Origin of the sequence: Bordetella sp. H567 (genome assembly GCF_001704295.1) — a bacterium.
In the GTDB taxonomy this organism is placed as follows: domain Bacteria; phylum Pseudomonadota; class Gammaproteobacteria; order Burkholderiales; family Burkholderiaceae_B; genus Bordetella_C.
Genome location: NZ_CP012334.1, coordinates 3,939,904 through 3,956,322, shown reverse-complemented (window position 1 = coordinate 3,956,322; position 16,419 = coordinate 3,939,904). Strand labels below are relative to the sequence as shown.

Genomic DNA, 16,419 nt, shown 5'->3' with positions numbered 1-16,419 from the left:
GATTGATGGCGGAAGGCAGCAGGAGTCGAACCTACGTGGGAACGTCTGACGTCCCCAACCGGGTTTGAAGCCCGGCCGTGCCACCGGACACGGATGCCTTCCAAACGAGATGCATTGTAGGGGATAGGATCAAGGCTCGCCGCAATGCCGCCGCGAGCCTTGAAGGCTTCATCATTGCAGGGGCGACGCCAGGTCGGCCCCTGTGCCGCTTTCAGTATCGCGGTGGTGTCCGCCATCGCGGGGGGCGGCCGGGGATGGCTACTCGGATGGTACAGTCGGTTTTGATGAATAGTCAGAATCAATCAGGCCATGCCCATCGCGAAACCAAGCCATCTTCCGCCCTTGGATCCTGCGGCGGCTGCCCCCTTTTATCGCCAGATCTACGACCGGTTCCGCGACGCCATCGCCGGCGGCGTGTTGAAGCCCGGCGACCGCATACCGTCCGCCCGGGCACTGACGAAAGAGCTGGGTCTGGCCCGGGGCACCATCGATGCCGCCTATTCCCTGCTTGCCGCCGAAGGCTATATCCAGCCACGCGGGCAGGCGGGAACCATCGTGACTCCGGACCTCAAACCGAGGGCACCTGCCACGGCCCCGGTGCCCAAACCCGAGAACACGGCGGCCGCACCCAGCTTTCGTCCGGATTCCGTCCTGCCATTCCAGATGGGCTTGCCCGCCCTTGACGAGTTTCCTCGCAAAATCTGGGCACGCCTGGGGGCACGATGCGCGCGCGCGATGCAGCCGCCGGGCATGGTCCATCCCGCCGTGTACGGGCTGCCCGAACTGCGCACCCACATTGCCGCCTATCTGCAGGTTTCGCGCGGGATCGATTGTTCGCCATCCCAGGTATTCGTCACATCGGGATATCGCCACACCATCGCATTGATAGCGCAGGCCTTGTTAAGGGTGGGCGATCGCGTCTGGGTGGAGAATCCAGGATATCCGCCTACACGGGAATTGTTGCGACATATGAATATCGGCGCCGTCCCGGTATCCGTCGATCAGGATGGCATGGTCGTTTCCGAGGGAATCAAGCGAGCACCACGGGCGCGTGCCGCGGTTGTCACGCCCGCGCATCAAAGTCCGCTTTGCGTGTCCTTGTCCCTGCCGCGGCGCCTGGCGCTGCTGGACTGGGCGGCGCGAAACAAGGCCTGGGTCATCGAGGACGACTACGATGGCGAATACCGCTATGTCAGCCGTCCGCTTCCCGCGCTGAAAAGCCTGGACCGTGAAGGCCGCGTGCTGTATTGCGGCACGTTCAGCAAGGTACTTCTTCCCAGCCTGCGGCTCGCCTACCTGGTCGTGCCGCAAGCCCAGGTCGAACGGTTTGAACAGATCAGCCAAATCTTTACCGCCGGCAGTCCGGAACTTACGCAGGCCGTGGTCACCGCTTTCTTCAAGGAAGGCCACTTCGCCCGCCACATTCAAAGGATGCGCAAGCTGTACGCCGAACGCCGGCAGGCCACCGCGGCGGGCCTGGAAAAGACCCTGGGCAAATACGTGCGTATCGATACACAGCCAGGCGGCATGCACTTGATCCTGAAGCTGCAGGGAAGACGCTCAGACCGCCAGCTTGTCGCGCGGATGCGGCAAGCCAGTTTGTATGCGGAGGCGCTCACGGAGTGGACGGTGGATCGGGCCGGAACACCGGCCCTGCTACTGAATTTCACGAACGTGGACACGCAGAGCACCGCGGAAACGCTCGGAAAGCGGATCCTGCAATTGATGTGAGCGCGGCGCCGGCTTGGTGGCCTCCCGATCATGGCTCAATACAAATTGCGATCCTTGGATCTTCCTGGCTAGGCCAAGATCCACCATGATGGCGTCTCTGATCATCAACACCAAGGACCCGTCATGACGCACCGCATCGACTACATCGAAGCTTCCCCCGAAGGCTACAAGGCCTTGGGCAACGTATACGCCACCCTGCTGAAAAGCACCTTGCCGAAAGAATTGGTCGACCTGGTGTACCTGCGCGTTTCGCAAATCAACGGCTGCGCGTTCTGCATCGACATGCACAGCCGAGATCTGCTGAAGGCCGGCCTCGCAGTGGAAAAGCTCGTGCTCGTACCCGTATGGCACGAATCCGGCAACGTATTCAGTGCCCGCGAACGGGCTGCACTCGCGTGGGCGGAAACCGTCACCCGCGTGGCCGAAACCGGCGTTCCCGACGCCGACTATGACGCCGCCGCCGCCGAATTCGGCGATAGAGAGCTGGCCGATCTCACCTATGCGATCGGCTTGATGAACGCGTTCAACCGCCTTGGCATTTCATTCCGCAAGGCGCCGGCCGCCGCCGTCAACGCTTAACACGCCGCCCGAGGCCCAAGGCCCCGATCGGCAACCTCAACCGACGAGCCTGAGCCTGCGCAAGCAAACCCGTAGCGCAGTGCTCGCGCCCTTTGCACTCAAACACGGATGGAATGATAAAAATGCCCTGGATACTACTTGGCGCAGCGGGCATTCTGGAAATCGCCTTCGCTTCCTTCATGAAAATGTCGTTCGGCTTTACGCGCCTGACGCCTGCCATACTGACCGTCGTCACCGGCCTGGCCAGCGTCATTCTCCTGTCGATATCGCTGCGCACCCTGCCCGTCGGAACCGGCTACGCGGTCTGGACCGGCATAGGCGCCGCCGGCACGGCGATCATCGGAATCGCCTTCCTGGGCGATTCCGCCGCACCAGCCAGGATGCTTTGCATCGGTCTCATCCTGACCGGTGTCATCGGGCTCAAACTGGTCTCGGCGAACTAGGATCGCCGGCGGCATCGGCAGCCGGATATGGCCGCGGTGCCGGCAATCATGCCAGCGGCGCCTGGAGCTGCGCGAGGAATGCCGATTCGTCGCGGGCTTCAAGGCAGCGCAGGTCCAGCCATAAGGCCTTGTCGCCGATGCGCCCGATCACCGGCCGCGGCAGCGCGCGCAGGGCGGCTTCCAGTTTTTCCAGCGCGCGTCCGGGGCGTCCCGGACCCGCGTGGCGGATGGCGTACCCGTAGCTGGGCAGTTGATCCACCGGCAGCGCGCCGCTGCCGATCTGGCTGAACATTGGCGCGGCCACGGCCTTGTAGCCGGCGCCCAGCGCCTGTTGCAGCGCAGGCAGCATGCGCTCGGCCTGCTCACGCATCTGCGCGGCCGGACGCGTCAGCAGGCGCAGGGTGGTCAGTCTTTCGGCCAGCAATTCCGGCGCGCGGTACAGCGCTAGCACGGGCTCCAGCGCGGCCAGGGTCAGCTTGCCCACCCGCAAGGCGCGCTTCAAGGGGTTCTTCTTGATGCGGCGTATCAGGTCCGCGCGCCCCACGATCAGGCCGGCCTGTGGGCCGCCCAGCAGCTTGTCGCCGCTGAAGGTCACCAGATCCGCGCCCGCGGATAGCGTTGCGCGCACGGTATCTTCACGTGGCAGCCCCCAGCGCGAGAGGTCCAGCAGCGTGCCGCTGCCCAGGTCCACCGTCATCGGCAGGCCCGCGCGGTGCGCGATGTCCGCCACGTGCGCCACGTCCACGCTGCTGGTGAACCCGGTGACGGCATAGTTGCTGCAATGCACCTTCATCAGCATGGCGGTGCGCGGACCGATGGCGGATTCGTAATCGGCGGGATGCGTGCGATTGGTGGTGCCGACTTCCACCAGCCTGGCGCCGGCGCGCTTCATGACGTCCGGAATGCGGAAGGCGCCACCGATTTCCACCAGTTCGCCGCGCGACACCACGACTTCCCGGCGGTCCGCCAGCGAACTCAGCATCAGCAGCACTGCCGCGGCATTGTTGTTCACCACGGTCGCGGCTTGCGCGCCGGTCAGTTCCCGAAGCAGGTCTTCCACCAGGTCGTCGCGGTCGCCGCGGCCGCCGTTGTCCAGGTCGAATTCCAGATTGGCCGGCGTGGTCAGTGCCTGCACGACCGCCGCCACGGCATCGTCGGGCAGCAGGGCGCGGCCCAGATTGGTGTGCAGCACCGTGCCGGTCAGGTTGAAGACGGCGCGCAGGCGGGGCCGCGCGGCGGCGTCCAATGCCTTCCGTACCTGGCGCGTGATGGCCTCCGCGGCGATGGATCCAGCCGCCAGCTCTCCCGTCAGGGCCGCCTGGCGCAGGGTATCCAGATGCGCTCGCAAGGCACCAACCACCTGCGTGTGCCCATACTGCTGCAGCGCGGGCCGCATAGGGGCGGCGTTCAGCAGCCGGTCAAGCGAGGGGATGTCCGCGGCGCGGGCAGGGACGCTGGCCATGACCGGTTCCTTGTCCGCCGCGTCCAAGCTAAGCGCCCGCCTTCACCAGGAAATCGAAGAGATCCCCTGCCGCCATGCGCATGTGCGAGCGATCCCGCGCGCAGACATAGAATTGCCGCTTCGCCCAGTCGTCCAGCAGGCGAATCTTCACCAGCCCCAGCAGGCTCAGATAGGTGTCGGCGATCGGCTCCGGCATGACGGCGATGCCCAGGCCCTCGCGCACCATGCGGCAGCGGGCCTCGTAGTTGGCCACCTGGATCTTGACGTTCAAGGGGCCGGTCAGCGTGGGGCCGACCAGTTCCATGAAGGCTTCGAAGGAATGCCGCGGGAAGTAGCCCAGGAAGTCGTAGTCGCGCGCCTGGTCCAGGTGCAGGGCGGGCGCGTCGGCCAGCGGATGGCCGCGCGGCACCACCAGCACCACGTGATCGCTGCGGTAGGGAAAGGACACCACGCCGGGCGCGGCGCCGACGGCGTGATAAATGCCGATGTCCACTTCCTGGTCGGACACCATGCGCGGAATGTCGCCGCTATACGCCTCCACCAAGTCCAGCCGCGACTTGGGGCTGATGGCCTGGAAGGCACGGATGTCGGTGGGCAGGAATTCGACGATGGCAGAACGGTTCGCGGCGAGCCGGATCTTCGGGATGCCGTCCGGCGAGAATTCCTCGCAAAGGCCTTCCAGCGTGCGCACGCTGGTCAGGATGGCCTTGGCCTTGTGATACAGCGCGGCGCCTGCCGGCGTCGGCTCCACGCCGCGGTTGTGCCGCACCAGCAGCGCGGTGCCGATCTGGCGCTCCAGTTCCGCGATGCGCTTGCTGGCGGCCGAGGTGACCAGGTGTTCGCGTTCGCCGGCCTTGGCCAGGCTGCGTTCCTCGATGGCGGCCACCAGCATCTGCAGCGCGGATAGGTCTATCTTCATTGCCGTGATGGCCGGCGGCTGGCGCCCGGCCCGAGTCTCCATGGGCCTGAGTGTACCCGCGCGGACCGCCGGCCAGGACCGGCATGCCGCCTCGCCGCGCCCTAGAAGTCCACCGCCACCGACAGCTTGACCGTGCGCGGGTCGCCCTGAATCAGGTAGCCGCCGTTGGCGGACGACCAATACCGCTTGTTGGTGACGTTCTCCACGCCCAGCCGCCATACGACATCATGCCGGTCAACCTTCATGGCGTAGCGCGCGCCCAGGTCCAGCGTGGTCCATGGCTTCACCTTCTGGGTGTTCGCCGTATCCAGGTACTGCGAGCCGGCATGGGTGACGCGGCCCTGCAGTGTCAGGCCCGGCACCCACGGGAGGTCCCATTCCGTATTCAGCACCGCCGTGTAATCGGGCACGCCGACGCCATCGTTGCCCTCCGTGGCCGGATTTTTGGTGTCGCGCAGCGTGGCATCGATGACCGACACGCCGCCGATGACGCGCACGCCCCGCAGCGGTTCGCCGTAGACGTTCAGTTCGACGCCGCGGTTGCGCTGTTCGCCCGCCACGGAAAATATCTGCGTGGCCGGGTCGGTGACGCCGGTGGGTTGCTGGATCTCGAAAAACGCCAGGCTGGCGCCATAGCTGCCCATGTCCAGCTTCGCGCCCACCTCGTTCTGCTTGGACTTCGACGGCGCGAAGGTGGTGTTGGCATTGATCGCGGTCAGCGGCGCCGTGGGCCCTTGCTGCAGGCCTTCGATATGGTTGGCGTACAGCGAGAGATGCTGCCAGGGTTTGACCACCAGCCCGAAGACAGGCGACGTGGCGGAATCATCGTATTTGCTGTCGACTTCGCCGGTGTAGGCGTAGTTGGTGACGCGCAGTTTCTGGTGGCGCGCGCCCACGGTCACGAAGACGCGGTCGTCCAGGAAGGAAAGCGTGTCGGAAATGGAGATGCCCGTCATGCGGTTGCGGCCCGTCACGCCCGGGTCGTCCATGTTGCCGCCGGTCAGGATGGTGGGCGGGGAGGCGACTTCGGGCGTATCGTCCAGGCGGGTGGCGAAGGACGAACCGAACGTGAATGCGGAACGCTTCTTCAGATAGACGCTGGAAAACGCCGCGTTCACGGCGTGGGTCAGCGGCCCGGTCTCGAACTTGCCGCGCACCCCGCCCATCATGCCGTAGGTGTCGGATTCATAAGGCACGTCCAGGCGGCTGGCGGTGCCCACGCCATCGCCGTTCACCGTCAGGGAAGAGTACGAACCTTTTTCGCGCGCGTGGTTGCCGCCGATGGCCGCATAGGCGGTCCAGCGTTCGGCCAGGTCGTATTCCGCGCGCAGCATGCCGAAGGTGTTCTCGGTCATGGAGTACGTCCAGGGCTGCGCGTAGTTGTGCCCGGCCGAAGGCGCGTCCGGGATATCGTCGCCGATCACCTGCACCATGGGGCGTCCCTGGCGGGTGCGCTGCTTCTGGTAGCCCAGGTCCAGCGATGCGCGCAAGCGCTCCCCTCGGTAGTCCATCCCCACCGAGCCGAAGGTCATGCGCGTGCTGTCGTCGTGGATGCCTGTATCGCCTTCGCGCTGCAAGGCGTTCACGCGGATGCCGAACTGGTTGCTGGCGCCCCAGCGGCGGCCGATGTCGGCGGCCGCGCCGCGCTGCGACGCCGTTCCGTAATCCACCGACAAGCGTGTCAGCGGGTCGTCGCCGGCCCGCTTGGGTTCGATGTTCACCATGCCGCCCACGCCCGATCCGCCCGGGGGCACGCCGTTCAGGAAGGCGCTGGGACCCTTGAATATCTCGATCCGTTCGGCGCCCTGGGGGGAAATGATCTGGCGCGGCATCACCCCGAACAGGCCGCCGTAGGAGATGTCGTCGCCATTGAGCTGGAAGCCGCGGATCACGAACAGCTGCGCGTCGTTGCCGAAACCGCGCGTGACCTGCACCGACGGGTCGTTGCGCAGCACATCGCCCAGGGTGCGGGCCTGTTGGTCCTCGACCAGCTGCGAGGTGAAGCTGGTCACGCTGAAAGGCACGTTGGCCGCATCCTGTTCGCCCAGCACGCCCAACCGCGCGCCCTTGGCGACCTGGCCCCCGGCGTAGACGGGAGGCAGCGTGTCGCTCTCGGTGACGGCCGTGGCGGTCACGGAAACCGGCGCCAGGGTCGTGACGGGCGCGGCCGTCTGCGCCCACGCACCCGCCGGAAGCGTGGTGCTTCCCGCCGCAACCCCCGCGAAGGCCAGGCGGATGGCCAGGGCCAGGGCCGACGGCCCCGGGCGTCCCGCGGATCGGGGCGGCGAAAGGCTCAGGCCGGCGTATGAACCGGACCGGGAGAGGAACAGCTGGAACATGTAAGGATTCCCTTGGACGCGATCATGGCCCCACACCCGAAGGTACGGTGGCCGCTTTTAATGGGGATACATGCGCCGGAAGCGCATGCGACACGCGCTTTCTTAAAAGAAACGAAGCGTTTTCAATAATGCGAAGCATTCGCATTATCAATAATTCGCGCTTTGGGTGCAACGTTCTATGTCTGGCGGGAGGGGGTATGGCCGCAGCGGTGGCTCGTCGGCGCCGCCGGCGTGTCGTTTTATCCGTTTGCGCCGTGCGTCAGCAGCGCAAGAAACGGGTGTCGCCCGATCGGGGACGCTGCGGAGCCGGCTTTGCCGGTCCGCAGGCGTCGCCCCTTGAGGGGGAAGCGCGGGAGCGCTTCGGGGTGAGCCTTCCCTCCGGTCCACGTGCGTCGCCCCCTTGAGGGGGAAGCGCGGAGCGCTTCGGGGGTGAGCCTTCTATCAGGCTTCTATCAGACTTCCACGACGTCGGCGACGTCCTTGTAGTCGTCGATCTTGTCGAAGTTCAGGTACTGGTAGATCTTGTCGCCGTTCTCGTTGACGACGCCGATGTCCGTCATGTATTCCTCGCGGGTCGGGATGCGGCCCAGCTTGGAGCAGATGGCGGCCAGTTCCGCGGAGCCCAGGTACACGTTCGTGTTCTTGCCCAGGCGGTTGGGGAAGTTGCGGGTACTGGTCGACATGACCGTGGCGCCTTCGCGCACCTGCGCCTGGTTGCCCATGCACAGCGAGCAGCCCGGCATTTCGGTGCGCGCGCCGGCGGCGCCGAAGGTGCCGTAATGGCCTTCCTCGGTCAGCTGGCGGGCGTCCATCTTGGTCGGCGGGGCCACCCACAGCTTGACCGGGATATCGCGCTTGCCTTCCAGCAGCTTGGACGCCGCGCGGAAGTGGCCGATATTGGTCATGCAGCTGCCGATGAACACTTCGTCGATCTTGGCGCCGGCCACGTCCGACAGCGTCTTCACGTCGTCGGGGTCGTTGGGGCAGGCGACGATGGGTTCCTTGATCTCGGCCAGGTCGATGTCGATCACCGCGGCGTACTCGGCGTCGGCATCCGGTTGCAGCAGCTGGGGATTGGCCAGCCACGCTTCCATGGCCTGGATCCGGCGGCGGATCGAACGCTCATCCTCATAGCCGTTGGCGATCAGCCATTTCAGCATGACGATGTTGCTGTTGATGTACTCGATGATCGGTTCTTTGTTCAGGCGCACCGTGCAGGCGGCGGCCGAACGTTCGGCCGAGGCGTCGGACAGTTCGAAAGCCTGCTCGCACTTCAAGTCGGGCAGCCCTTCGATTTCCAGGATGCGGCCGGAGAACACGTTCTTCTTGTTCTGCTTTTCGACCGTCAGCAGGCCCTGCTTGATGGCGTACAGCGGGATCGCGTTGACCAGGTCGCGCAGCGTCACGCCGGGCTGCATCTTGCCCTTGAAGCGCACCAGCACCGATTCCGGCATATCCAGCGGCATCACGCCCGTGGCGGCGGCAAAGGCCACCAGGCCCGAGCCCGCGGGGAAGGAAATGCCGATGGGGAAGCGGGTGTGCGAATCGCCGCCGGTGCCCACGGTATCGGGCAGCAGCATGCGGTTCAGCCAGGAGTGGATGACGCCGTCACCCGGCTTCAGCGAGATGCCGCCGCGGGTGCTCATGAACTGCGGCAGCGTGTGGTGCGTCTTCACGTCCACGGGCTTGGGATACGCGGCGGTGTGGCAGAAGGACTGCATCACCAGATCGGCCGAAAAGCCCAGGCAGGCCAAGTCCTTCAGCTCGTCGCGCGTCATGGTGCCGGTGGTGTCCTGGCTGCCGACAGCCGACATGCGCGGCTCGCAGTAGGTGCCGGGACGCACGCCCGTGCCTTCGGCCAGGCCGCAGGCGCGGCCGACCATCTTCTGCGCCAGGGTGTAGCCCTTGCCGGTATCGGCCGGGCTGACGGGCAGGCGGAACAGGGTGGACGGCGCCAGGCCCAGCGCTTCGCGCGCCTTGGTGGTCAGGCCGCGGCCGATGATCAGCGGAATGCGGCCGCCGGCGCGCACTTCGTCGAACAGCACGTCGGACTTCACCTGGAACTCGGCGATGACCTTGCCATCCTTCAGGGCCTTGCCCTCATAGGGACGCAGTTCCACCACGTCGCCCATGTTCATCTGCGACACGTCCAGTTCGATGGGCAGCGCGCCGGCGTCTTCCATGGTGTTGTAGAAGATCGGGGCGATCTTGCTGCCCAGGCACACGCCGCCGAAGCGCTTGTTGGGCACGTAGGGGATGTCTTCACCCGTGAACCACAGCACGGAATTGGTCGCCGACTTGCGCGACGAGCCGGTGCCGACCACGTCGCCGACGTAGGCGACCAGGTTGCCTTTTTCCTTGAGCTGGTTCAGGAACTTCACCGGGCCGACCTTGCCGGGCTCGTCCGGCTCGATGCCGGGCCGCGCGTTCTTCAGCATGGCCTGCGCGTGCAGCGGGATGTCGGGGCGGCTCCAGGCGTCCGGCGCGGGAGACAGATCGTCGGTATTCGTTTCGCCGGTGACCTTGAAGACCGTGACGGTCAGGCTTTTCGGCACTTCGGGGCGCGAGGTGAACCATTCGGCGTCAGCCCAGCTCTGCAGCACGGCCTTGGCGTTGGCGTTGCCCTTGTCCGCCTTTTCCTTCACGTCATGGAAGGCGTCGAACATCAGCAGGGTGGTCTTCAGGCCGTTGGCGGCGATGGGGCCGACTTGCGCGTCGTCCAGCAGTTCGACCAGCGCGCCGATGTTGTAGCCGCCCAGCATGGTGCCCAGCAGCTCCGTCGCCTTGGCGCGATCGATCAGCGGACACGATTCCTTGCCCAGGGCCACGGCGGCGAGGTACGAGGCCTTGACCTTGGCGGCGTCGTCCACGCCCGCGGGGACGCGATGCGTGATCAATTCCAGCAGGAAGGCTTCCTCGCCCTTGGGCGGCGCCTTCAGCAGTTCGATCAGGTCGGCGGTCTGCTGGGCCGACAGGGGGAGCGGGGGAACGCCCAGTGCCGCGCGTTCGGCGACGTGTTGGCGATAGGTAGCTAGCATGGATTGCCCTGGTCGTGGTTGGGGAATATCGGCCGCGATTGTAGTAGCCTCCCCGCCTCGGGGCAAGGGGTCTTATATCTTATATAAGAGTGCCGATGCGGCCGCGCAACGGATCCGTGCGCGGCCGGTGTTTAATACGGCGTTCCGGCCCGGTTTTCCGGCCGGCGTTCTTCGGCGCGCCCGGGCTGCGCGGCGCGCCGCCGTTTCCGAGGTCGCTCGCACGTGTTTCGCCACCCCGCTGTCAGCTACGCCAGAATGTGCGCCCTTGCCGCCGCGCGGGTGCGCCCGGCCGCGCTCGCGGCGCTGGTCTTTCCGCTGGTGTGGCTGTCCGGCTGCGCGACCGCGCCGCCGCGCAATCCGGAGGATATCTGCGCCATCTTCCGTGAAAAGGACGACTGGTACGAGGCCGCGTTGGATATCCAGAAAAAATGGGGCGTGCCGGTGCAGGTGCCGTTCGCCATCCTGTTCCAGGAATCGGGCTTTCGCTACGACGCCAAGCCGCCGCGCGATTATCTGCTGGGCTTCATCCCCTGGGGGCGCGTGAGCTCGGCCTACGGCTATGCCCAGGCCAAGGATGAAACCTGGGACGACTATGTCAGCCAGAACCACCGCTGGTTCGCGAGCCGGGACGACTTCGACGACGCCATGGATTTCATGGGCTGGTACATCGACAAGACGCAGAAGCTGAACGGCGTGTCGAAGTTGGACGCCTATGGCCAATACCTGAATTACCACGAAGGGTGGGGCGGCTACCGTGCCAGGAGCTACAACCGCAAGCCGTGGCTGATCGGCGTCGCGCGCAAGGTGCAGGCGCGTGCCGATCGCTTCCGTCAGCAGTACGCCGGCTGCAAGGATGAACTGGATTCCGGTTTCTGGCCGTTCTAGCGCGCCCGGGCGCTAGCCCCGCGGGGGCGATGCCTCGGCCGTCGCATCGTTCCGACTGGCGGCCGGCGTGTCGGCGTCTTCCGCCAGGCCGCGCACGTGGTCGGCGAGCACGCCGACGAAGGCGGTGGCCTCCGCGCTCAACGCGCGGCGAGGGTGCGTGACACAGGCGATCTGCCGGATCAGGCGCGGCGATACCACTTCGTGGCAGTTCAGGCGTCCGCGGCGGACGCGATTGCGTATGGCCACGCGCGGCAGGAGGGTGGCGTAGCGCGTGCGTTCCACCAGCTTGATGATGGAGACGATGGAGTCCATTTCGAACTGCGGCGACAGGTCGACGTCCTCGGTGCGGGCAAAGCTTTCCAGGATGCCGCGCAGGCCGTGCTGCCGGGTGGGCAGGGCCAGGTCCAGCGCGGCGGCTTCGCGGAACGACAGCGTGGGCCCCAGGCCATGGGCGTGCCCGGTGCCCGTGACCAGCACGACGTCTTCGTCCGCGATGTGTTCCACGCTGAGCGACAGCGGCCGGCGTGGCTTGTTGATGAACGCCGCGTCCAGCTGGCCGCCCGCGACCAGGTCCGCCAGGGTCGCGCTATATCCGTCCGTCACGGTCACCGTCACCTTCGGGTGACGGGCATTGAATGCCGCCAGGGCGTCGGACAGCACGCCTTGGGCGACCGAGGCGATCATGCCCACGTTGACGTGGCCGTTCAGCTCGCCGTCCGTGCGCAGCACCTGCTCGCGCGCATGCGTGTAATCCCGCAGGATGGGCAGGAACAGCCGGTACATCTGCCGCGCCGCGGCTGTCGGCTGCATGCCCTGCTGGCTGCGTTCGAACAACTTGCGGCCCAGCTCTTCCTCCAGCCGGGCGATCTGCATGCTCAGTGCGGGCTGCACGATATTCAGGCGGCGGGCGGCGCGCGTGACGGTGCCTTCCTCGAACAGGCAGATGAAGTATTGGATCTGGCGGAATTCCATGTCGGCCTCGTGTCGCCGCGGTGTCGCGGCCGGGTGGCTGCGCGGTCGCGACATCACTATTGCTAATGGACCGCATATTAAGGGATACGCGTGAATGCGAAGGAGGGCTCTCTCAGTCCATCTCGCTCACAGGGGATGTATATCATTAACAATGATGAACTTGATAATTAAAGATTAATTGACCTGATATAGCCTGCCTTCCTAGACTGCCCTCGGATAAGACCGCCTCCCTTGGCGGCCCGATAACAGCGTGTCCGGCAAGGACCAAGGAGACAGCATTGATCAAGCGACTTGCGCGCCTGCTGGCGTTGACCGTGGTCCTGTGCGCGCCAGGCGGCGCGTGGGCGGGGCAGTATCCCGACAAACCCATCCACATCGTCGTGCCTTACCCGCCGGGAGGATTCAACGACACACTGGGGCGGCTGGTGGGGGCCAAGCTGAGCGCGGCCTGGGGCCAGCCGGTAATCGTCGAGAACCGGCCCGGCGCGGGCACCATCGTGGGGACGTCCACGGTGGCCAAGGCGCCGGCCGACGGCTATACCTTGCTGGTGGCGCAGTTTCCCTTCGCGTCCAATCCGTCGGTATACCGGTCCTTGCCCTACGACACGGGCAAGGACTTCGCGCCCATCGTGCTGGCGGGCCAGTCGCCCATGCTGCTGACGGTGCGCAAGGACTCCTCGATCAAGACGGTCCGCGACCTGGTCCAGGCGGCGAAGAAATCGCCGGCGGCCATCAACTACGGTTCATCCGGCACCGGGTCGTCCAATCATCTGGCCATGGCGCTGTTCGAACGCATGGCCGGCATCCACATGGTGCAGATTCCCTACAAAGGCAGTTCGCCCATGATGACCGACCTGGCCGGCGGCCAGGTCGAGGCCGCATTCGACGCGATCGCCAACTGTTGGGCCTTCGTCCAGTCCGGCAAGGTGCGTCCCATCGCGGTGGCCGATACGCGCCGCACGCCGCTGCTGCCGGATTTGCCGACGGTGTCGGAAGCGGGGGTGCCCGGCTATGACGTCTCGTCCTGGCACGGCTTCGTCGCGCCCGCCGGCACGCCGCCGGAGATCCTGGACAAGCTGAATACGCAGATCAACGCGATCCTGCGCATGGACGACGTGCGCGAAACCTTCAAGGCGCAAGGCGTGGTGCCGGCCGGGGGCAGCCGCGCGGACTTCTCCCGGTTCATCGGGCAACAGATGACGAAGTGGCGCCAGGTCGTCGCCGAGGCCGGCATTCCGCCGCAGTAGCCGTATCGCGCGCCCCGGGCTTGCGCAGGGCCGGCCGGTATCCTCGCCGGCGTTCGCCGCGCCGGCACGCTATTCCGTGTCGGCCGTGCGGGAAGGGTCGGGCGGCGCCGGCGCGAGGGGCTCCGCGCTGGCGGCTATCCCCGGCAGCAGCGGCGCGGGGGCGGCGACCAGCATGGTGGGCGGCTTGCCCAGGCCGATGTTGGCCTCGGCCAGGCGCTGCAGGACCTCGAACAGCAGTGCGCTGCGGGTGCCGTAGGCCTGGCGCGGCGAGCCGACGTAGCCAGTCGCGTTGAACATCAGGTTGCCGGCATCGATGCCGTCCAGGAACACATTGGGCGCCGGCGTATCCAGGATGTCCTCGTGCTCGCGGAATGCCGAAAGAATGATTTCGCGCGTCTTGGTCGCATCCGTGGCCAGCGGCATGGGCAGCTTGATCTGTACCAGGCCCAGCGGGTTGGCATGGGTGACGTTGCGGACCGTCTTGGTGATGAACTCCGAATTGGGCACGATCACCGTGGAGCGGTCGCTCATCTGGATTTCCGTGGCCCGTACATTGATGCGGCGGATATCGCCTTCGACACCCCCCAGCGACACCCAGTCGCCCACCTTGACCGGGCGTTCGGCCAGCAGGATCAGGCCGGAGACGAAGTTCTGCACCACCGCCTGCAGGCCGAAGCCGATACCCACCGACAAGGCGCTGGCAACCCAGGCCACCCGTTCCAGCCCGATGCCCACCGCCGACAGCGACAGGCCCACCGCGACGGCCACGCCTATGTAGCCGAACAGCGTGGTGGCCGACGTCTGCATGCCCGGATCCAGCGTCGTGGTGGGCAGGTAGCGGTTGATCAGCCAGCGCTTGAGCAGGCGCACGCCCAGCAGGCTGGCGGCCAGGACGAGGAAACCCTGGACCAGCGCGGCGGGGCGCAGTTCGACATGGCCGATCGCCAGGCCGTTGAGCAGTTGCTCCGCGCGCTGCAGGAGCTCCACCGGCCCCTCGGCGAACTGGCCCAGCACCATCACGAAGGCCACCAGCCCGATCAGCACGCGGGTCACGCCGGACAGCACCACCGCGGCCTGGTCGCGGATGCGCGGTTCGGGGCCGTGCTCATGGCCGTCGGCGTCACGCCTGGAGGAGCCCAGCACCGACATGAAGAAATCGTCGGTCAGCACCGTCAGCAGGTAGGCGGAGCTGAGCACGATGAGGGTCCATACCAGCTGCTTGGCCGCGAAGTTGCCGAAGGCCACATAGCCGGTCAGCACCGCGATCAGCCCAACCGCCATGACGACCCATGCCGTGCTGACGGTGATCAGCATCCATAGCGGGCGGGGCGGCGCATGGCCGGTCTCCGGATCGCGCAGGACCTTGCGCCGCGTGCGTTCCAGCCGCACCAAGGCCGTCGCCATGAGGGCGACCAGCAGGAAGGTCACCAGGCAATTGACGGAGATCGCCGTGCTCAGGCTGGCATTCAGCGAAACCGGCAGGCGGTCGAGCAGCCACACCACGACGATCAGGGGGCCCAGCGTATGCGGAAACCACCGCATTTTCTCGGCGATCGCATCCGGGATGTCCGGCAGCCGCCACGAGGGCCGGGAAGGCGATATCAAGGCCAGGCCCAGCCCGGTGACGTAGCCTCCCATGCAAAGCATGCCGGCAAAACCGGATATCAGCGCCTGCGTGGCGTCCGGCAACTGCCCTTGCCAGTCCAGGCCGATGTACAGGAGCTGCCCGATCAGGCCGGGTGCCAGCGTGGCCACCAGCACCACGATCAGCGCATGGAAAGAACGGCGCAGCCGGCCCGCCGGTACCCGCGATGCGGTGAAGCGGCGCACCACGCGCGCCACCGCCGCCGACATGCCGATGACCGCGGCCGCCAACGCCAGCAGAACGGCCCACACCCATCCGGGCGTGCCGCGCAAGGCAGCGGCCAGTTCGTCGCGCAGGCTGTCGAACCGGCTCAGGTCGCGCGGCAGATCCTCCTCGAAGTCGTCGCGGAACTGCGTGCCCAGCATCGAGGGCCGCCGTTCACCCAGCCGCGCCTGGAACTGCGAACGCCGCATGGTCGACACCAGCTCGGCGGTCTGCACGCCTTCCACGGACAGCAGCCGGGCCAGCTTGATCTGCGCATCCAGCGTGGAGCGGGACTTCTCCAGATCGGCGCGCTGGGCCGCGATGTCGCGTGCCTCCTTGCCCGTATCGGAAGCAGGCCCCAGTTCGGTCAGGCGCGCCTGCACCGAGGCGAGTATGGGCGTCAGCTTTTCCGCGATCGCGTCGGCCTTGGACTGGATGTCCATTGCCGCCGCACGCCGACGCAGCAACTCCGCGTCATCCGTCTGTTCCGCCAGGTTCTTGCGCAGGGCTTCCATCTCCTTGCGGGCGGCATCCAGCGACTTGTCGATTTCCTGTTGCGGGGTCGAGGTCTGGGCGTGGCTCCACATCGGTGCCACGGCCAGCGCCAGGAACAGCGATAACAGCAAGCGTGTTGCCAGTGTCCGGAATGCGGATGGGGCGGACGGGCGTGCCGGATAGTGTTGAGGGCGGGAGGCGATCGCCGGTCGGCGAAGCGCGGCGGAGGGAAAGAAAGCGGGAAAACGCATTGGCGCCATGCAAGTCGGGGACGCCGGAGCATACCGCGCGGACAGCCGCATCGCTGCAACAAAGTTATGCCTGGCCCGACAGGGCGGCCGCACGGGCGCGTGATTTCGCGTGCGCCGGCGCCCGTGGCGGATATGTCAGGGTTTGTCCCGCTTCTTCCACCAAATATATTTAGGATATCTTAGACGTTTGTATCTGACGCAATACAGCG

At 66.2% G+C, this 16,419-nt stretch carries 11 protein-coding genes and 1 tRNA gene; 5 read left to right on the top strand and 7 right to left on the bottom strand.

Annotation, left to right across the window (positions count from 1 at the left end):
- Window positions 1–6 precede the first annotated feature (6 nt).
- Window positions 7–102, bottom strand: a tRNA-Sec gene (locus AKI39_RS17760).
- Window positions 103–309: 207 nt separating this feature from the next.
- Here AKI39_RS17760 and pdxR point away from each other — a divergent pair.
- The 3 genes from pdxR (at window position 310) to AKI39_RS17745 (ending at window position 2,753) form a co-directional block, all read left to right on the top strand.
- The gene (pdxR, locus tag AKI39_RS17755; RefSeq protein WP_066638937.1) at window positions 310–1,731 is read left to right on the top strand and encodes a MocR-like pyridoxine biosynthesis transcription factor PdxR; all 1,422 of its coding nucleotides are present in this window, start codon (window positions 310–312) and stop codon (window positions 1,729–1,731) included.
- Between the two features lie 123 nt (window positions 1,732–1,854).
- Window positions 1,855–2,310 (top strand): carboxymuconolactone decarboxylase family protein, encoded by a 456-nt coding sequence (locus AKI39_RS17750; protein WP_066638935.1) that lies wholly within the window; start codon window positions 1,855–1,857, stop codon window positions 2,308–2,310.
- A 122-nt stretch (window positions 2,311–2,432) separates the two neighbouring features.
- Window positions 2,433–2,753, top strand: coding sequence for a DMT family transporter (locus tag AKI39_RS17745; RefSeq protein ID WP_066638933.1), 321 nt, complete (start codon window positions 2,433–2,435; stop codon window positions 2,751–2,753).
- Window positions 2,754–2,799: 46 nt separating this feature from the next.
- Here the strand turns inward: AKI39_RS17745 and selA are convergent, their stop codons facing one another.
- The 4 genes from selA to acnB form a co-directional block, all read right to left on the bottom strand.
- Window positions 2,800–4,215, bottom strand: coding sequence for an L-seryl-tRNA(Sec) selenium transferase (gene selA / locus AKI39_RS17740; protein WP_066643261.1), 1,416 nt, complete (start codon window positions 4,213–4,215; stop codon window positions 2,800–2,802).
- A 28-nt stretch (window positions 4,216–4,243) separates the two neighbouring features.
- Window positions 4,244–5,134 carry a LysR substrate-binding domain-containing protein gene (locus tag AKI39_RS17735; protein WP_066638931.1) on the bottom strand — a complete coding sequence of 297 codons (891 nt, stop codon included), beginning with the start codon at window positions 5,132–5,134 and terminating at the stop codon, window positions 4,244–4,246.
- Between the two features lie 101 nt (window positions 5,135–5,235).
- Entirely contained in the window at window positions 5,236–7,473 is a 2,238-nt protein-coding gene (locus AKI39_RS17730) for a TonB-dependent receptor (RefSeq protein WP_066638928.1), read from the bottom strand.
- Between the two features lie 452 nt (window positions 7,474–7,925).
- Window positions 7,926–10,511: a bifunctional aconitate hydratase 2/2-methylisocitrate dehydratase gene (gene acnB / locus AKI39_RS17725; RefSeq protein ID WP_066638925.1), complete on the bottom strand. Its 2,586-nt coding sequence runs from the start codon at window positions 10,509–10,511 to the stop codon at window positions 7,926–7,928.
- Between the two features lie 255 nt (window positions 10,512–10,766).
- Between acnB and AKI39_RS17720 the strand changes: the two genes are divergently transcribed.
- Window positions 10,767–11,396 carry a transglycosylase SLT domain-containing protein gene (locus AKI39_RS17720; RefSeq protein WP_145925309.1) on the top strand — a complete coding sequence of 210 codons (630 nt, stop codon included), beginning with the start codon at window positions 10,767–10,769 and terminating at the stop codon, window positions 11,394–11,396.
- 12 nt (window positions 11,397–11,408) lie between these two features.
- Here the strand turns inward: AKI39_RS17720 and AKI39_RS17715 are convergent, their stop codons facing one another.
- Window positions 11,409–12,368, bottom strand: coding sequence for a LysR family transcriptional regulator (locus tag AKI39_RS17715; RefSeq protein ID WP_066638922.1), 960 nt, complete (start codon window positions 12,366–12,368; stop codon window positions 11,409–11,411).
- Between the two features lie 278 nt (window positions 12,369–12,646).
- Between AKI39_RS17715 and AKI39_RS17710 the strand changes: the two genes are divergently transcribed.
- Window positions 12,647–13,615: a tripartite tricarboxylate transporter substrate binding protein gene (locus AKI39_RS17710; protein WP_066638919.1), complete on the top strand. Its 969-nt coding sequence runs from the start codon at window positions 12,647–12,649 to the stop codon at window positions 13,613–13,615.
- Window positions 13,616–13,684: 69 nt separating this feature from the next.
- Here the strand turns inward: AKI39_RS17710 and AKI39_RS17705 are convergent, their stop codons facing one another.
- A complete protein-coding gene (locus AKI39_RS17705) occupies window positions 13,685–16,051 on the bottom strand; it encodes a DUF3772 domain-containing protein (protein ID WP_235610838.1) in 2,367 nt (788 codons plus the stop codon).
- Window positions 16,052–16,419: the final 368 nt, after the last annotated feature.